This is a genomic window from Motiliproteus sp. MSK22-1, from assembly GCF_001968815.1.
Taxonomy (GTDB): domain Bacteria; phylum Pseudomonadota; class Gammaproteobacteria; order Pseudomonadales; family Balneatricaceae; genus Motiliproteus.
Genome location: NZ_MIEQ01000070.1, coordinates 120,214 through 136,282 on the forward strand (window position 1 = coordinate 120,214; position 16,069 = coordinate 136,282).

Annotated in this window: 13 protein-coding genes; 4 read left to right on the forward strand and 9 right to left on the reverse strand. The window is 46.8% G+C overall.

Translation table 11 applies throughout. The features are described 5' to 3' along the window. The first annotated feature begins 253 nt into the window (after window positions 1-253). Complete coding sequence (locus tag BGP75_RS19845) at window positions 254-1,189, forward strand: LysR family transcriptional regulator (protein WP_076720619.1); 936 nt, start codon at window positions 254-256, stop codon at window positions 1,187-1,189. Between the two features lie 2 nt (window positions 1,190-1,191). Here BGP75_RS19845 and rnhA read toward each other — a convergent pair whose 3' ends face one another. Beyond that, the gene (rnhA, locus tag BGP75_RS19850) at window positions 1,192-1,653 is read right to left on the reverse strand and encodes a ribonuclease HI (protein ID WP_076720620.1); all 462 of its coding nucleotides are present in this window, start codon (window positions 1,651-1,653) and stop codon (window positions 1,192-1,194) included. Between the two features lie 193 nt (window positions 1,654-1,846). Here rnhA and dnaQ point away from each other — a divergent pair, with 193 nt between their 5' ends. Further along, window positions 1,847-2,545, forward strand: coding sequence for a DNA polymerase III subunit epsilon (gene dnaQ, locus BGP75_RS19855; protein ID WP_076720621.1), 699 nt, complete (start codon window positions 1,847-1,849; stop codon window positions 2,543-2,545). Window positions 2,546-2,703: 158 nt separating this feature from the next. On the opposite strand, the gene nhaB is transcribed toward dnaQ, so the two are convergent. Then, entirely contained in the window at window positions 2,704-4,206 is a 1,503-nt protein-coding gene (gene nhaB / locus BGP75_RS19860) for a sodium/proton antiporter NhaB (protein ID WP_076720622.1), read from the reverse strand. Between the two features lie 307 nt (window positions 4,207-4,513). Between nhaB and BGP75_RS19865 the strand changes: the two genes are divergently transcribed. Further along, a complete protein-coding gene (locus BGP75_RS19865) occupies window positions 4,514-5,026 on the forward strand; it encodes an O-acetyl-ADP-ribose deacetylase (RefSeq protein WP_076720623.1) in 513 nt (170 codons plus the stop codon). A gap of 15 nt (window positions 5,027-5,041) precedes the next feature. On the opposite strand, the gene zapE is transcribed toward BGP75_RS19865, so the two are convergent. From zapE to BGP75_RS19900, 7 genes are all read right to left on the reverse strand, one after another. Beyond that, the gene (zapE, locus tag BGP75_RS19870; RefSeq protein ID WP_076720624.1) at window positions 5,042-6,190 is read right to left on the reverse strand and encodes a cell division protein ZapE; all 1,149 of its coding nucleotides are present in this window, start codon (window positions 6,188-6,190) and stop codon (window positions 5,042-5,044) included. A gap of 4 nt (window positions 6,191-6,194) precedes the next feature. Next, a complete protein-coding gene (locus tag BGP75_RS19875) occupies window positions 6,195-6,581 on the reverse strand; it encodes a DUF2185 domain-containing protein (protein ID WP_076720625.1) in 387 nt (128 codons plus the stop codon). 246 nt (window positions 6,582-6,827) lie between these two features. Continuing rightward, window positions 6,828-9,428, reverse strand: a complete 2,601-nt coding sequence (gene acnB / locus BGP75_RS19880) for a bifunctional aconitate hydratase 2/2-methylisocitrate dehydratase (protein ID WP_076720626.1) — start codon at window positions 9,426-9,428, stop codon at window positions 6,828-6,830. A gap of 286 nt (window positions 9,429-9,714) precedes the next feature. Continuing rightward, window positions 9,715-10,578 (reverse strand): HDOD domain-containing protein, encoded by an 864-nt coding sequence (locus BGP75_RS19885; RefSeq protein WP_076720627.1) that lies wholly within the window; start codon window positions 10,576-10,578, stop codon window positions 9,715-9,717. Window positions 10,579-10,884: 306 nt separating this feature from the next. After that, a complete protein-coding gene (locus BGP75_RS19890; protein ID WP_076720628.1) occupies window positions 10,885-11,604 on the reverse strand; it encodes a UDP-2,3-diacylglucosamine diphosphatase in 720 nt (239 codons plus the stop codon). Between the two features lie 3 nt (window positions 11,605-11,607). Beyond that, window positions 11,608-12,117: a peptidylprolyl isomerase gene (locus BGP75_RS19895; RefSeq protein ID WP_076720629.1), complete on the reverse strand. Its 510-nt coding sequence runs from the start codon at window positions 12,115-12,117 to the stop codon at window positions 11,608-11,610. 134 nt (window positions 12,118-12,251) lie between these two features. Continuing rightward, window positions 12,252-12,743: a peptidylprolyl isomerase gene (locus tag BGP75_RS19900; RefSeq protein ID WP_255395949.1), complete on the reverse strand. Its 492-nt coding sequence runs from the start codon at window positions 12,741-12,743 to the stop codon at window positions 12,252-12,254. Between the two features lie 331 nt (window positions 12,744-13,074). Between BGP75_RS19900 and BGP75_RS19905 the strand changes: the two genes are divergently transcribed. Next, the coding region (locus BGP75_RS19905; protein ID WP_143821121.1) for a retention module-containing protein at window positions 13,075-16,069 on the forward strand (2,995 nt) is incomplete at its 3' end.

The following is a 16,069-nucleotide window of genomic DNA, read 5'->3' on the forward strand; positions in this document are numbered from 1 at the left end:
CTGATCTCAAGTTTATTTAGTTTAAAGGGCCTTTTCAGGCCCTTTTTTTTCGAGTTTTTGTTCGATTTAAGGTTTGTGTCAAAGGGATTCTATTGAAGCGTATCCACTGAGGGCGGCAGTCCCTATAATTCTTCGGGTTCCGGTTTACCCTGTTTGTGTTTGCCGCAGGTATACAACGCCTGTTATCTGCTGTTGAGTGCAAGTGCTCAAGGGGTTATGGTTTCCTAAATAATTCAGTCGAGTAAGCATTTTCATGAAAATGACACTTCGCCAACTGATGCTGTTTGGATGTGTGGCTCGGCATATGAGTTATACCCGGGCCGCTGAAGAGATGCATTTAACGCAGCCAGCGGTAAGCATTCAGTTAAAGCAATTGGAGGAGCATATCGGGTTGCCGCTATTTGAGAGTATTGGGAAGAAACTTCATCTTACCGCGGCGGGTACAGAGTTACAGCTGGCATGTAAGGATATATTTTCGCGCCTGGATAATCTTGAAATGGCGCTTACACGGATGAAAGGGGTTATGCATGGGACCCTGAGAATAGCTGTGGTTACAAGTGCCATGTATTTTGCACCTCATCTTCTCGGTATGTTTCAGCGAGAGTATCCTGAGATAAAAATTCGTCTGATCGTACGCAACCGTGATCAGGTGTTGCGACGGTTAGCAAATAATGAGGATGATCTGGTGTTGATGGCTCAGGTGCCTCAGGATATGAAACTGGTATCTTACCCGTTTCTTGATAATCCCATGATTCCTCTGGCTACGCCTGAGCATCCCTTAGTCGGGGAGCGAGGGCTTCCTATTGATGCGTTCGCAGATTATTGCTTCCTGACTCGTGAAGAGGGTTCGGGTTCGAGAAAGGCGATCGAAGATCATCTGAGAGAGCATGATGTTGTGTTAGAGGATATTATGGAGCTGGGTAGCAGTGAGACAATCAAGCAGGGGTTGATGGCGGGATTGGGTATATCAATATTATCCCGCCATAGTGTTGCTTTAGAGCTTGCTACCGGGTTACTTACGGAGCTTGATGTGGAGTCTTTTCCGATCGTTCGTAGTTGGTGTATGGTGCATCACGAAGAGAAGAAGCTGTCTCCGGCGGCTCAGGCATTTATCGACTTTATGCATACCAACGGTATGGATGCCAGAGAGATGTTGCGTAATCGCTTTATGTCAGCATCCATTGACTGATCTCAGCCGTTAAATCCAACGTCTTCAAGCAGGTTGTTGGACTCGGCTGCGGCGCGCGCCAAATCGTCTACGCGCTCATTTTCCGGATGGCCGCTATGACCTTTTACCCAGCGCCAGTCCACTTTATGTTGGTTGTTTAGATCATCCAGGCGCTTCCATAAATCAACGTTTTTTACCGGAGTTCTATTGGCTGTTTTCCAGCCTTTGCGTTTCCAGCCATCTATCCATTGAGTTATTCCCTGACGAACATACTGGCTGTCGGTAGTGAGTGTGACTTGGCAGGGTTCGCTTAGAGAGGCCAGTGCTTCAACAGCTGCCATGAGTTCCATTCTATTGTTGGTCGTAAGACGGTAACCCTGGCTAATTTCCTTTTTGTGCTGATTGAATATAAGAAGTGCACCGTAACCGCCTGGTCCTGGATTGCCGAGGCAAGACCCATCCGTATAGACGTTGATTTTTTTCAAAAGTAACAGCCTTCGCTTAAAGTGGATAGAGTGGGACGGTCGTCATTGTAGAAGGTACAGCTATGATATGATAGCGTCAGTTGGGTTGATATTAAGACAATTTTCGACGCTTGGCAGCTGAGTCTACGGGCAATGGCTCTGTTGAATAGAGACAGGCGTCAAATTGTGATGATTGGGGTAAGAGAATCAAGTTATGAGACAGATTGTTTTAGATACAGAAACCACCGGTATTGAGCCTTCAGAGGGGCATCGGATTATCGAGGTGGGTTGTGTTGAGATGATCAACCGCAAACTGACGGGTAAAACCTATCATCGATACATTAATCCACGGCGTCAAATTGATGCAGAAGCTATTGAAGTTCACGGTATTACCAACGATTTTTTGATGGATAAGCCGCTGTTTGCCGATATTGCCCGGGAATTTCAGGAGTTTGTAAGAGGGGCGCAACTGGTTATACATAACGCGCCTTTTGATGTGGGTTTTTTAAACCATGAGTTTGCACTGATTGGACCTGAACTTGGCAAACTTGAAGACTATTGCAGCGTATTAGATACGCTGGCAATGGCTCGTCAGATGCATCCTGGTCAGAGGAACAGTCTGGATGCCCTTTGTCGGCGTTATGGTATCGATAACGCCCATAGGGAGCTTCATGGGGCATTGCTGGATTCTGAAATTCTGGCAGATGTTTATCTGTTTATGACAGGCGGGCAAACCAGTCTCAGTCTGGGGCAGGGTGAGGCTGGTGAAGAGGTCTCGGGTATTAAAAGAGTGCTTCAGGGAAAATACAATCTCGCCGTAAAGATGGCTGATAACACAGAGCTGCAAGAGCATGAAGCAATGCTTAAGCGTATCGATAAAAAAAGTGGTGGTAGTCTTTGGCGTTCGTTGTAATGCGGGGATTAGTGTTGTCAGTATGAGGTAGCCAGTGAATCTCGCTCTGACAACGTAATAAATACTGAAAAGCTCACACAGAGAAAAGGTCATAAAATGAAAAGGCAGGTTAATAGCCTGCCTTTTGAGTTTTGAGCGTACGGTTGTTAGCCGTTGTGTTACAGGAATATCAGTACTGAAATTAATCCGACAACACTGAGTACAATCGTATATGGCAGAGCCATGACGACCATGCGCATATAGGAAAGACGAATAAGGGGAGCGACGGCTGAGGTTAGCAGGAACAGAAAGGCTGCCTGGCCATTAGGAGTTGCAACACTTGGAAGGTTGGTGCCAGTGTTAATCGCAATAGCAAGGTGTTCAAAATGCTCGCGGCTTATTGCGCCTGAGTGGAATGCTGCTGCTACTTCGTTAATGTAAACCGTTGCAACAAAAACATTATCACTGATGGCGGAAAGAACACCGTTAGCGATAAAGAACATCGCCGGCTGTACGCCAATATCCATTGCCAGTACTGATTCAATAATCGGTTGGAAGAGGTGTTGGTCGTGAATAACAGAGACGATACAGAAGAATACTACCAGCAACGCGGTAAATGGCAGTGCTTCTTCAAACGCTTTACCAATCTGATGCTCTTCTACAATACCGTTGAAACTGGTCGCCAGTACGATAACGGTTAATCCGATGATGCCGACTTCAGCCAGGTGCAGTGCCAGTGCCAGGATTAAAAAGATGGCTACAGCAAACTGTACATAAATGGCCATTTTATCGCGTTTGGTTCTTTTTGCCTCTTCGGCCTGGTCGAACTCTTGCAGGATGCGGAATACGTTCTCGGGGATAAGCTCACCGTAACCAAACAGCTTTTTCTTTTCCAGAAATATTACAGTCAATAGACCGCAAAGCAATACAGGCATAGAGATAGGGGCAGTGCGAACAAAAAACTCGACAAAGTGCCAGCCCATTTTTTCACCGATCAGGAGATTCTGAGGTTCACCAACCAGGGTGCAGACACCACCAAGTGCTGTACCAACAGCTCCATGCATCAGCAGGCTGCGAAGAAATGCCCGAAACTGGTCCAGCTCCGAGCGGTGATCATCACCGAGATGGTCGTCAGATGTATGGTCGTGATCATGGCCGTAATCTTTTCCGGAGGCTACTTTATGGTAAACCGAGTAGAATCCAACACCAGCGCTAATCAGAACGGCGGTAACCGTTAGTGCGTCAAGAAATGCTGAAAGAAACGCCCCCATAAAAGAGAACAATAATGCAATTTTTACCTTGTCGCGCACGTTTAACAGCAATTTGGTAAACACGTACAGCAGCATCCCCTTCATAAAGTAGATGCCGGCAACCATAAACATCAGTAATAGAATTACGGGTAAGTTGGCTGACACTTCATGGTAAATCTGTTCTGGGTGAGTCAGCCCAATAACAACTGCCTCGATTGCTAGCAAGCCGCCAGGTTGCAGTGGGTAGCATTTAAGTGCCATTGCCAAAGTGAAAATAAACTCGAAAATCAGCATCCAGCCTGTGAAGGTAGGTCCGGCGATCATAAGAAGAATCGGATTGATAATCAGAAATGCGGCTATGGTTTGTTTATACCAGACCGGCGAATTTCCAAGGAAATTGCGCATCAAAGCCTGTGGTAAGGTCCCAGTCATGCTCGAATCCTGCAGCAGAATTAATAATTTTATTTGGTGTGCCCCGTAATCGGGCCCGGAGTAAGGTGGACAAGGGTATTAAAATTATCGTTGTCACCCATTCGTAGCGGCGTTGTTTCAGGTGTAAAACAGTGGACCGGCTGCGACTTTCAAAACGGACGTACTATGCCAGATTTAGGGGCTGATTTATATACCTCGTGAGTATATATTTAGGGGCTTTGTGGCTAAGATAAGTGAATGAAAAATAGATATCTTTTCATTTGGACGGGGGTTTTTAACTGGGTTCTGTTGAGGCTTTGGAGGATTCATGGTCAAAATAGAGGTTGTAACGGGTGATATTACCCGTTTGGATGTTGATGTGATTGTCAACGCTGCAAATAATTCGCTGCTGGGTGGCGGTGGAGTAGACGGAGCGATACACAGGGCCGCAGGGCCCGGCTTGGTAAACGAGTGTCGTGGATTGGCTGGGTGTAGAACAGGTCAGGCGAAAATAACTCATGGTTACGATCTGGCTGCTCAGTTTGTGATACATACGGTCGGTCCGGTGTGGCACGGTGGTAGCGAAGGAGAGGCTGAGTTGCTTGTCTCCTGCTATATAGAATCCCTTCGGCTGGCGGAAGATTATGGGTTGCACAGTATAGCGTTCCCGGCAATCAGTTGCGGTGTTTATGGCTATCCTTCTGAACTGGCGGTTCCGTTGGCTGTTTCAACTGTTCGGAAGGCCCTGTCTGGCGAGGTAGGGGTAGAGAAGGTTATATTCTGTTGTTTTAATGATTTGATGGCGGATAGGTATCGCCAGGAGCTTAAATCGACCTGTTGACAGGCTGGCTGTTTTTTAGTCGGGACGATGGGGCCTGTTAATATAATCGTTACCCTGCATTTCCATTAAGCGGCTTTGTGTGCGGTGGAATTCGAATTCAAGGTGTCCGCCCTGATATAGATTGGTCAGTGGTTCATTCAAGCTTGCGATAATATTTACCGAGTGATCGTAGAGTTCATCGATAAGTGTTATGAATCGCCGTGTTCGATCGTCGTTAAAAAGCTGTCTGTTCCCCGTGGGATTACTAATAACGTCCTCGGTGCCGCGAGCTATTTGCTGTAATTGATGGCCGCCTCCAAGTTTCGGAATATTACTGATTATTATGGTGTGGAAGCTTTTGGCGAGATGAATATAATCATTTTGACTTCGTGGGCCTTCGCAAAGCGCCGAGAAATCAAACCAAGCGGTACCTTTGTCATTTCCCTTGCACGCTATTATGCGGCCTTCAATCAACAGTGATTGCTTTAAAGGAGCTGGGTTTGCGGTGAGTTGTTGGTAGTGTTTGTGCAGTTGAGGTTCTGTGTTCTGATTGGTTCCAACCAAATATATAGGCTTTAGAGTGCGAGCGTTCAGTCTATAGTCTTTGTCTCCGTTAAGATTGAAAATATGGTTGTTGTTTTTTAGCTGCTGGATGGCTGGTAAGAACCGGTCACGTTGCACGCCATCAGCATAAAGCTGGTCTGGGTGTTGGTTGGAGGTGGTGACAAATATAACCTTTCTCTCAAACAGGGCCTTGGTCAGGTGGCCTAGAATCATTGCATCAGCTATATCGCTAACAAAAAACTCGTCAAAGCATAATATATCTGTTTCGTTAGCGAGCTGGTTTGCTACTTGCTCTAAGGGATTGCGTGTTCCAGACAGGCCAAATAAATCGCTATGGATTCTTTTCATAAAGCGATGGAAGTGCATTCTTAGCTTTCGTTGGGTCTGTAATTCGTTATAAAACAGATCCATCAGCAGCGTTTTTCCTCTTCCTACGTCGCCCCAGATATAAAGTCCTTTTGCTGACAAGGTGGTGCTTGGTATGCGCGTTTCTCGATAAGATGAATGGGTATCAAGTTGCTGCTCCAGCTTTCCCAGATGCTCTACGGCTCTTAGTTGAGCAGCATCTGGTTCAAGCACGGACTGTTTTTGGAGTTCCTGATAACGGTTCAGTATCGGCATCTGATTATGGGTTGTTAATCAGCTCGTCAACAGTTTTGGTTTCTGTTATTGCTTCAACTTCATCGCCTTCTGTGGGGATTTCGTAGTCGTGTACTTCCTGCCAGTCGCTACCAGGGATTCGTTCCCAAACCGTCCCTGGTTTGCTATCCAGCAGTTTTTCCAGGCTGGTATTCATTTTGAGTAGAGTTTCTACCGGGTAAGGCATCATGTTCTTTTTATCAGCCAGAAAGGACTCGTCTTCGTAGCCACTATACATGCGCCAGCCTGTATCACGTAGATTCGCAGGTACCGTTTTGTAAAGAAAACGGACAGGGCATGGTTTTTCTCCAACCAGGAGTTTGGAAGCCAGTGCCAGAAAAGGGCGTTGGGTTTCAGTATTTATATCGCTCATAGTGTTTTTACAGCTTGGCTATATGGTCTGGTTTTATATGTTAACGTTTTGAAACAACAAGGTGAAGCCGCTCTCGGAGTATCAGGTCAAAGTGGGAATCTGGTGAAAAGGGCCGATCAAGCAAGAAGCCGGAGTAATCAAAAAGTTTCCGTGGCTTTTTGGGCTGGTCTCTATCGACGTTGTAAAAAAAAGCCCCGCTGAGGACGCGAGGCTTTGTTTCTTTTTAGCTCACCTTAGCATACAGAATCAGGCTTCAACGGTTGGTATAACCGTTGCGGCTTTATTCTGGTAATTTTCGATTTGGTCGAAGTTCAGGTAGCGGTATACATCGCTGGCCATGGTGTCCAGCGTCGATACGTATTCCATGTACTCTGCAACCGTTGGAAGCGTCCCGGTGAGTGCTGCAACGGAGGCCAGCTCAGCAGAGGATAGGTAGACGTTTGCTCCGGTGCCCAAACGGTTCGGAAAGTTACGTGTAGACGTGGATACCACGGTCGCCTTGTCAGCAACTCTTGCCTGGTTGCCCATGCATAGTGAACATCCTGGCATTTCCATCCGAGCACCAGCCTTGCCGAAGATATTGTAATAGCCTTCTTCAGTCAGCTGTGCTGCATCCATCTTGGTGGGTGGTGCTATCCATAGGCGGGTTGGTGTTGTTTTGCCGGCGGCTTCCAGAAGCTTACCGGCTGCGCGGAAGTGGCCAATGTTGGTCATGCAAGAGCCGATGAACACTTCGTCGATTTTTTCGCCGGATACTTCGGACAATAGTTTCACGTCATCAGGGTCATTAGGGCATGCCAGAATGGGTTCTTTGACGTCAGCCAGATCAATCTCGATCACAGCTGCGTATTCTGCATCCTCGTCACCTGACATCAGTTCTGGATTGGCTAGCCACTCTTCCATTTTTGAGATCCGACGACGAATGGTACGCTCGTCTCCGTAGCCCTCTGAAATCATCCATTTAAGCATGGTGATATTTGAGTTCAGATATTCGCGGATTGGAGCTTCGTCCAGTTTGATTGAGCATGCTGCTGCAGATCGTTCGGCGGCAGAATCGGATAGTTCGAAGGCCTGTTCTACTTTCAGGTCAGGCAGGCCTTCAATTTCCAGAATGCGTCCCGAGAAGATGTTCTTTTTGCCTGCTTTGGCAACGGTCAGCAATCCTTGTTTAATTGCATAATAAGGAATGGCGTTAACCAGATCTCGTAGAGTGACGCCGGGTTGCAGCTTGTCGCCCTTGAAGCGAACCAAAACAGATTCAGGCATATCCAGAGGCATAACACCTGTTGCGGCTGCAAAAGCGACTAAGCCAGAGCCGGCAGGGAAAGAAATGCCAATTGGAAAGCGAGTGTGTGAATCTCCGCCGGTACCGACAGTGTCTGGAAGTAGCATGCGGTTCAGCCAAGAGTGTATGACGCCATCACCAGGGCGCAGGGATACGCCGCCGCGATTCATAATAAAGTCAGGAAGCGTGTGATGAGTGTTAACGTCTATGGGCTTGGGATAGGCGGCAGTGTGACAGAAGGACTGCATTGTCAGGTCTGCGGAAAAACCAAGGCAGGCGAGGTCTTTCAATTCGTCGCGAGTCATGGGGCCAGTGGTGTCTTGAGAGCCAACAGTCGTCATTTTCGGCTCACAATAGGCGCCAGGGCGAATGCCATCTACGCCGCAAGCTTTACCAACCATCTTTTGTGCCAGAGAGTAACCCTTTCCTGAATCGGCTGGCTGTTCGGGCGTACGGAATAAGTCGGTAGGAGCCATTCCCAGAGCTTCGCGGGCTTTTTCGGTCAGGCCGCGGCCAATAATCAGGGGGATGCGGCCTCCTGCGCGTACTTCGTCAAGCAGAACAGGGGTTTTCAGGCTAAATTCGCACAGTACTTCGCCGGTTTCAGCGTTTTTGGCGACGCCTTCGTATGGAAAGACGTCAACTACGTCTCCCATGTTCATTTTTGATGTGTCCATCTCGATTGGCAGTGCGCCAGCATCTTCCATTGTGTTAAAGAAGATAGGGGCTATTTTGCCACCAAAGCAATAGCCACCGGCTCTTTTGTTAGGAACATGGGGAATATCATTGCCAAAGAACCACAAAACAGAGTTGGTAGCAGATTTGCGTGAAGAACCGGTACCAACAACATCGCCTACATAGGCAACAGGGTGCCCCTTGGCTTTTACTTCCTCTATTTGGGCAAGAGGGCCAACTACACCATCCTCTTGTGGAATGATTCCTTCGCGCTCCATTTTAAGCATGGCGTTTGCGTGTAAAGGAATGTCTGGGCGAGTAAACGCGTCAGGGGCAGGTGAGAGGTCGTCAGTATTGGTTTCTCCGGGAACCTTGAATACTGTAACGGTGATTTTTTCTTCCAGCTCGGGTTTGCTGGTAAACCATTCCGCATCAGCCCAGGATTGAATTATTTGCTTGGCGTAGGTGTTGCCTGCATCAGACTTTTCTTTTACGTCATGGAAGGCATCGAACATCAGTAGTGTGTGGGATAATGCCTTGACTGCGGTCGGAGCTAGAGTGTCGTCTTCCAGGCAATCAATAATGGGGGCAATGTTATAACCACCGAGCATGGTGCCCAGTAACTCGACAGCTTTAACTTTGTTGATGAGAGGGGATTCTGCTTCACCCTTAGTAATCGCCGCCAGAAATCCCGCTTTAACATATGCAGCCTGATCGACACCGGCTGGAACGCGGTTGGTCAACAGGTCAAGGATATACTCTTCTTCACCTGCCGGAGGATTCTTAAGAAGATCAACGAGGGCTGTTGTCTGGTCAGCGTCTAAAGGCTTGGGGGGTATTCCTTGTGCAGCCCTTTCTTCTACATGTTTGCGATAAGCTTCAAGCACGATTTAACCCTCTTTGTTTACCCGGAGTCTCGGTGTTGCTTGTGGCATATATCGGACTCTGGTTATTAGTGATATGGCGGCGGGTATTCTAGCTGAAATTCACCTCTAAGTTAAGTATTGTCGACAATTCCAATGCTAATACTTTGTGGTAATGCCTTCTTTAATATTTTGATAATAAAGAATATTTTCTTGGTTTATAGTGATTATATAGTGTGTTTATGGTGCAAAAAATACTCAAATTGCCGGTTCGGAGGCTGGTTGCAGGTGTTTGTTTTTTAGTAACGGTTTAATAAAGTGTTGTTGCTAAAGGATTAATTATGCTGAGAACTTCAAAACTCTCAATATTGGCGTCCATCGCGATCAAGCCCAGCTCCTCACTGGTCAGGTTGGTGTCATTTAATTGAGCTGGTGGAAGTTTTTCAATATCCAAAGCTTCGCTGGTTTTTATTTCAGGCTCCAGGCAATCGGTCAGGCTTAGCGATAGATTCAGGATAGCGGTTTCTTCTTTGTATTCGGTTGCTTTATCGGGGAAGTGTTGATGTTTTACTGGAATCCATAAGCTTTTTGGAAGGCGCCAGTTTTCCAGCAGGGCTGCGCCAATGTCTGCGCTGTTAAACCCCAGCATCTGTTGTTCAACTTCAAACAGTGCGCGTTTAGATTTGCTGGTTTCTTCAAGAATGGTTTGGGCTTTATCTGGCGCTCGAATGTAGAGGATTAGGTGGCCGATATCGTGTAGTAGTCCTGTTAAAAACTGAGCTTCGCCTTTTCCCTTTCCGCAAAGAGTTGAGAATTTTTTGGCCACCAGTCCGCAGTATACGCTTCGATGCCAAAAGGTATTCATGTCAACGAGTTCCGGAGCAATATCATTAAATACCTGAGTAGCAGATGACGCAAATATCAGAGATCGGAGTTCGTTAATGCCAATAAGTGTTATTGCTCTTGATACGGTGTCGATCTGTGAAGGAAAGCTGTAAAAAGCGCTGTTAACCAGTCTGAGCAGTTTGGCTGACAGGGCGGGGTCGTGGCCTATTACCTCGCCTATTTCATCAGCCCCTGCCTGGTCTGATTCAAGCAGTTCGTTAGCTCTTATGACAGCGTCAGGTAACGAAACAAGCTGATCAATTCCGTTAGTTAGCTCTTCGGGAGTCATTGTTTTGTCCGCTTAATGTGCTGGTAAAGGTTGTTATTTGTAGAGAAGGTATTGGCTGCAGGTGTTGACCGATTGCCATCGGTGAGCCGGGTTAGTTTCAGGCTCCTTCCTGTTGCGCAACTAGTGGTCCAGTGAGGTGTCGGGAGAATGACACTTCGGCCGACAATGTTGTTCGGTTTGAGTTACGCTGTTCGGTTAACTATAGCATAGTCCTAACTGAAAGATTTGTTGGGGTTTTTGTATGAGCTTGAGTGTTATAGGGGTGTTGATGGTGCGCTGGAGGCGGGATTTTTCCTGAGGGTTTTTCTAGCTTATCGGTTGGTGGTGGAGTTTGTAGGTGTCGTCGTTTTTCCATTCAAGGAACCAAAGCTGTGGCCCCCAGTCTCCAAGGACTATGCGCGTTTTTCCTTCTCGCAGGTGGTGTATGTTTGGTCGATGAGTGTGGCCATGAATAAGCACGTTGACCTCTGAGTTTGTCATTACGCGATCGACCTCCGAAGGTGATACATCCATTATTTCCATGTCTTTCTGGCGGGCAAGTTCCTGGCTCTTTAATCGGAGATCGTCAGCGATAGTTAATCGTTCTGGTAGTGTCTGTGACAAAAATTGGCTTTGCCACTCGGCCGATCTGACCAGTTTTCGGAATGCCTGGTAGTCAGTATCATCAAGGCAGAGCTGATCTCCATGCATTAACAGTAGCGGGGTGTCATAGGGCTGTATCGTTTGGGATTCAGGTAGCATTGAAGAGCCGCATCTTTCCATAAAGGACTGCCCGATCAGAAAGTCGCGATTACCGTGCTGGATAAAAACAGGAACTCCTTTGTCCGTCAGTTTTTTTAAGCCATCGGCAACTGAGTTTATAGTTTCTGTTTCGTGGTCATCACCTACCCATACTTCAAAAAGATCACCAAGAATATATAGTGAATCGGCGCTGGAGCTGTGGTGTTCCAGAAAACGTAATAACGCCCGGGTTAGTTCCGGGCGTTGGTCCTGCAGATGCAGGTCTGCGATAAACAGAACTGACATGGCCTATTTGGCTGGTTTGCTTTCAACCACTTCAGCTGAAGTGATAATTACGTCATCGACAGGTACATCTTGGTGGCCAGCGCGACTGGTGGTGGAAACAGTCTTGATTTTGTCAACGACATCCATTCCGTCGACAACCTTGCCGAACACTGTGTAGCCCCAGCCCTCGGTCGTCTTGGCAGTATGATCAAGAAAAGTGTTGTCCTTGACGTTTATAAAAAACTGGGCGCTGGCGCTATGTGGATCCATTGTGCGGGCCATGGCGATCGTTCCGGATTTGTTGCTCAGCCCGTTGTCGGCTTCATTTTCAATTGCGTCGCCAGTTTCTTTTTGCACCATTCCGGGCTCAAAACCGCCACCCTGAATCATGAAGTTGTTGATGACCCGGTGAAAAATAACGCCGTCATAGAAGCCTTTTTCTACATACTCACAAAAAGCGCTGGTGGTTTTTGGCGCTTTTTCGGCGTCGAGTTCCAGGGCGATATCACCCATATTGGTGTGTAAGACGATCATGGTGCTGTTTCCTAAATAAATTCCTGCCTTGACGTGCTAATAGTTTTTGATTAGCCGATGAAGTAAAGGCGAGTGAGTAAAATAAACTGCATTGAGGATTATTGATTGAGTATTGTTCAGAATTCAGTATGTCATTACTGCATCATTTCAGCTTTTAGGATAATAACATCCTTTACCGGTACATTGCGAAAGTGGCCGACAGATGTGGTGGGAGTTGTCTTTATTTTTTCTACCACGTCCATGCCCTCGACTACTTTGCCGAATACTGCGTAGCCCCAGCCTTGTGCTGATTTGGATCGATGATCCAAAGGAGTGTTGTCGTTAACATTGATGAAAAACTGGGCAGAAGCGCTATGTGGGTCCTGGCGGCGGGCCATCGCTATAGTTCCGGTAAGGTTGCTTAGCATATTGTCTGCTTCATTCTGAATGGTTGCACCTGGTTTTCTTTCAACCATGCCCGGTTCAAATCCGCCGCCCTGTATCATGAAATTTCCAATTACACGATGAAATATCAGGCCGTCATAAAAGCCTTTTTTTACGTAAGATTCGAAATTTTCAACAGTCTTGGGGGCTTTTTCTGGATGCAGTTGAACAATGATTTCACCCATATCTGTTAGCAACCTCACCTTGTGATCGGTGTCTTGGTTGGCATTGGCTGATAAAGGAAACGAAAGAACAAAAAAAATGGTAATCAGTAAGTTTTTCACAGTGGTATCCGTCAATAGGTTTGTATCAGGCACGTTTCTGCTGGTTAAGTGGCAGGGAAGTTACATCATACCTCTCATGAGTGCCAGTACCATTGGGTCAATTTTCGACTGACGGAGCCTGTAAAAAATGACCTAAGTCATGGTTTATCCGAACAGAGTTGGTGGTATTTAAACACTTGTGTTAGTTTCTGAAAATATTTTGAGCGAGTTTTTGATCGTATCTCCTGGCAGCGTTAAAAAGGGTGTTTTTATGGAAGGTAATAGTGTTCAGCAAGGAGTTGAAGTAACTGGAGCCAACGGAAAGGTCGTTGTCGTTGACGAACAAGGCCACCCTCGTACAGTCGTTGCAGGTGATCAGATACTTGCCGGGGAGACTGTCCTGACGATGGATGATGGGGCTGTTCGAGTAGCGACCGAGCAAAGTCCGATGATCATGGAATCCAATAGCGTTGGTGTTGTTACACCGAGCAGCCCCGATGCTCCCTCGTCGGTTTTAACTACAGCGTTATCTGAAACTGATCTGGATATCGAAGCGTTACAGCAGGCGATAGAGGCCGGAGCAGATCCGACGGAATTGTTTGAAGCTGCAGCCGCCGGCCAGCAAGGAGGTGCCGGCACCACTTCGTTTGTAGAAATTGCTCGTACCGGCCAGCAATTATTAGCGGAATCTGGTTTTGATACGGAGACCACTGGAGAATTGGGACAGGCTGCCCAGGCTGCAAATACGTTAAGCGCGCCCGCCACAGCGAGTATTGAGTTGGATGCGAATATAACCGCTGATGATATTGTTAACGCTGCAGAGTCTGAAGGGGTGGTGCTCATTACCGGTGTTGTTGGTGGTGATGTGACCGACGGTGATGTTGTGTCGCTCATTGTTAATGGCAACACTCATACTGGCCTTGTTCTTGATGGTGTATTTAGCATCGAAGTTCCAGGTGTTGATTTGGCTGGTGATTCGGACAAAATTGTTGAAGCCAGCGTTACAACAACTACTGGAAATCAAAGCGGCGAAGCAACAGCGGCAGATACTGAAGGCTATAGCGTTGATACCTTTGTGCCAACGGCTGATATCTCTTTGGATGATGATATAACAGCTGATGACGTGATCAGCATCGAAGAGTCTGGTGGTAATGTCGTTATCACGGGTGTTGTTGGAGGTGACGTAGTAGATGGCGATACTGTTACATTAGTTATCAACGGTAACACCTTCACAGGGCCTGTAGATGGCGGGTCTTTTAATATAGAGGTTCCTGCTGCGGACTTGGTTGCTGACACTGATCAAACTATAGATGCAAGTGTTGTAACTACTACTGGAAGTATTAATGGTGAAGCTTCTGCCAGTGACGTTGAAAGCTATGCCACTGATTTGGTACAACCTGAAGCAGAGATTGTTCTCGACTCAAATATTGCTTTTGACGGTGTTGTAAATGCAGCTGAAGAGGCGGGTGTTATCGCGATTAGTGGTAGTGTTGGCGCAGATGTTGAAGAAGGTGATGTTGTTACGCTTTTTGTGAATGGGAGCACTTTCGAAGGACTGGTCGATTCTGATCTTCGTTTCAGTATAGATGTCCCGGGTATCGACTTAGTTGCTGATGCTGATAGCCTGATTGAGGCATCCGTTACAACAACTACAGGTAGCGTAAACGGAGAAGCAACGGCTACTGATACGGAAACCTATGGAGTTGATACTGAAGCTCCAATTGCAACCATTATTCTCGACGCCAACATCACCGCAGATGATATTATCAGCCAGGAAGAGTCATTAACTAATATTCCTATTAGCGGATCTGTTGGTGGTGATGTGCAGGTTGGCGACGTTGTTACTTTAACTATCAACGGTAACACTTATACAGGGTTGGTTGACGAAGGCTTGCGTTTTAAAATAACTGTATCAGGGGCCGATCTGGCTGCTGACAGCGATAGCACTATTGAAGCGAGTGTTACTGCAACAGATCCTGCCGGTAACTCGTTAACTGCTACTGACACAGAAGATTATGGCGCAGATATTACGGCGCCTGAAGCTTCTATTATCCTGGATGCCAACATAACAGCAGATGATATCGTTAGCGTATCGGAGGCGGCTGGCGATATTTCTGTTGCTGGTTCAGTTGGTGGTGATGTACAAGAGGGTGATATCGTTACTCTTGTAATAAACGGTAGAAGTTTTACCGGGCCAGTAGATGAAAATCTCAGATTTAGCATTAGCGTGCCGGGATCTGATCTGGCTGCCGATCCGGATAAAACTATTGAGGCTAGTGTTACTACCAGTACTGGTGATGTTAACGGGGAAGTTACAGCCACTGATACGGAAACCTATGGCATAGAAACAACCCCAACCGTTGTCAGTGTTAGAAATGACACTGAGGTAGAAGGTGATGTGGATTTAGTTCATCTTGTAACCCTGAGTAAAGCACCTTCGGATGTGACTTCTTTTAGCTTTAGCCTTTCACCAATTAGCGCATCAAACAGCGACTACGGAACTCCTGTCTTTAGTGATGGCGTTGTTTTAAGTGGTGGAAACGTTCTTGTTCCTGCCGGTGTCAGCAGTTTTACCGTATCAATTCCTACGATTGAAGATAGTTTGGTTGAGGATTCAGAAACCCTTTCTCTATCTGTGGGCGGGGTTTCTGCTATTGGTACGATTATAGATGATGATATTCCTCTAGTTGATGCAAATATAGATCCTCTAGCAAGAAGTGATAGTTTTAGCACGCAAGCTGAGACCGCTATAACAACTGGCAGTGTTTTATCGAATGATAATTTGGGTGATGTGCCCACTGTGATTGTGAATTCCAGTAGCTCCAGCGCTAATGGCGGTACGGTAAGTTATAACGGGAATGGCACTTTTGACTACACACCTCCTTCTGGGTTTGTCGGTAGCGATTCATTTACCTATACGATACAAGATACAGATGGGCAGCAATCTTCAGCAACGGTAACGATTGTCGTAGGTTCAGTTAACAACGATCCGTCGGCAGTTGCTGACAGCTACAGCACCCAGGAAGACACGCCGGTGACCACCGGTAATGTGCTCAGTAATGATGACCTGGGTGACACGCCGACAACGGTTGTTAGCTATGACAACAGCAGTACCAACGGTGGTACGGTCAGTTACAACAATGACGGCACCTTTAATTACACCCCGGCGGCTAATTTTAACGGTACCGATACGTTTACCTACACCATTGAAGATGCTGATGGTCAGCAATCAACAGCTACAGTTACCATGACTGTCAGCGAGGGAA

Coding starts and splice junctions, on each gene's coding strand:
- BGP75_RS19845 (WP_076720619.1), top strand. CDS start 254: ATGAAAATGACACTTCGCCAACTGATGCTGTTTGGATGTGTGGCTCGG.
- dnaQ (WP_076720621.1), top strand. CDS start 1,847: ATGAGACAGATTGTTTTAGATACAGAAACCACCGGTATTGAGCCTTCA.
- nhaB (WP_076720622.1), bottom strand. CDS start 4,206: ATGACTGGGACCTTACCACAGGCTTTGATGCGCAATTTCCTTGGAAAT.
- BGP75_RS19865 (WP_076720623.1), top strand. CDS start 4,514: ATGGTCAAAATAGAGGTTGTAACGGGTGATATTACCCGTTTGGATGTT.
- zapE (WP_076720624.1), bottom strand. CDS start 6,190: ATGCCGATACTGAACCGTTATCAGGAACTCCAAAAACAGTCCGTGCTT.
- BGP75_RS19875 (WP_076720625.1), bottom strand. CDS start 6,581: ATGAGCGATATAAATACTGAAACCCAACGCCCTTTTCTGGCACTGGCT.
- BGP75_RS19885 (WP_076720627.1), bottom strand. CDS start 10,578: ATGACTCCCGAAGAGCTAACTAACGGAATTGATCAGCTTGTTTCGTTA.
- BGP75_RS19890 (WP_076720628.1), bottom strand. CDS start 11,604: ATGTCAGTTCTGTTTATCGCAGACCTGCATCTGCAGGACCAACGCCCG.
- BGP75_RS19895 (WP_076720629.1), bottom strand. CDS start 12,117: ATGATCGTCTTACACACCAATATGGGTGATATCGCCCTGGAACTCGAC.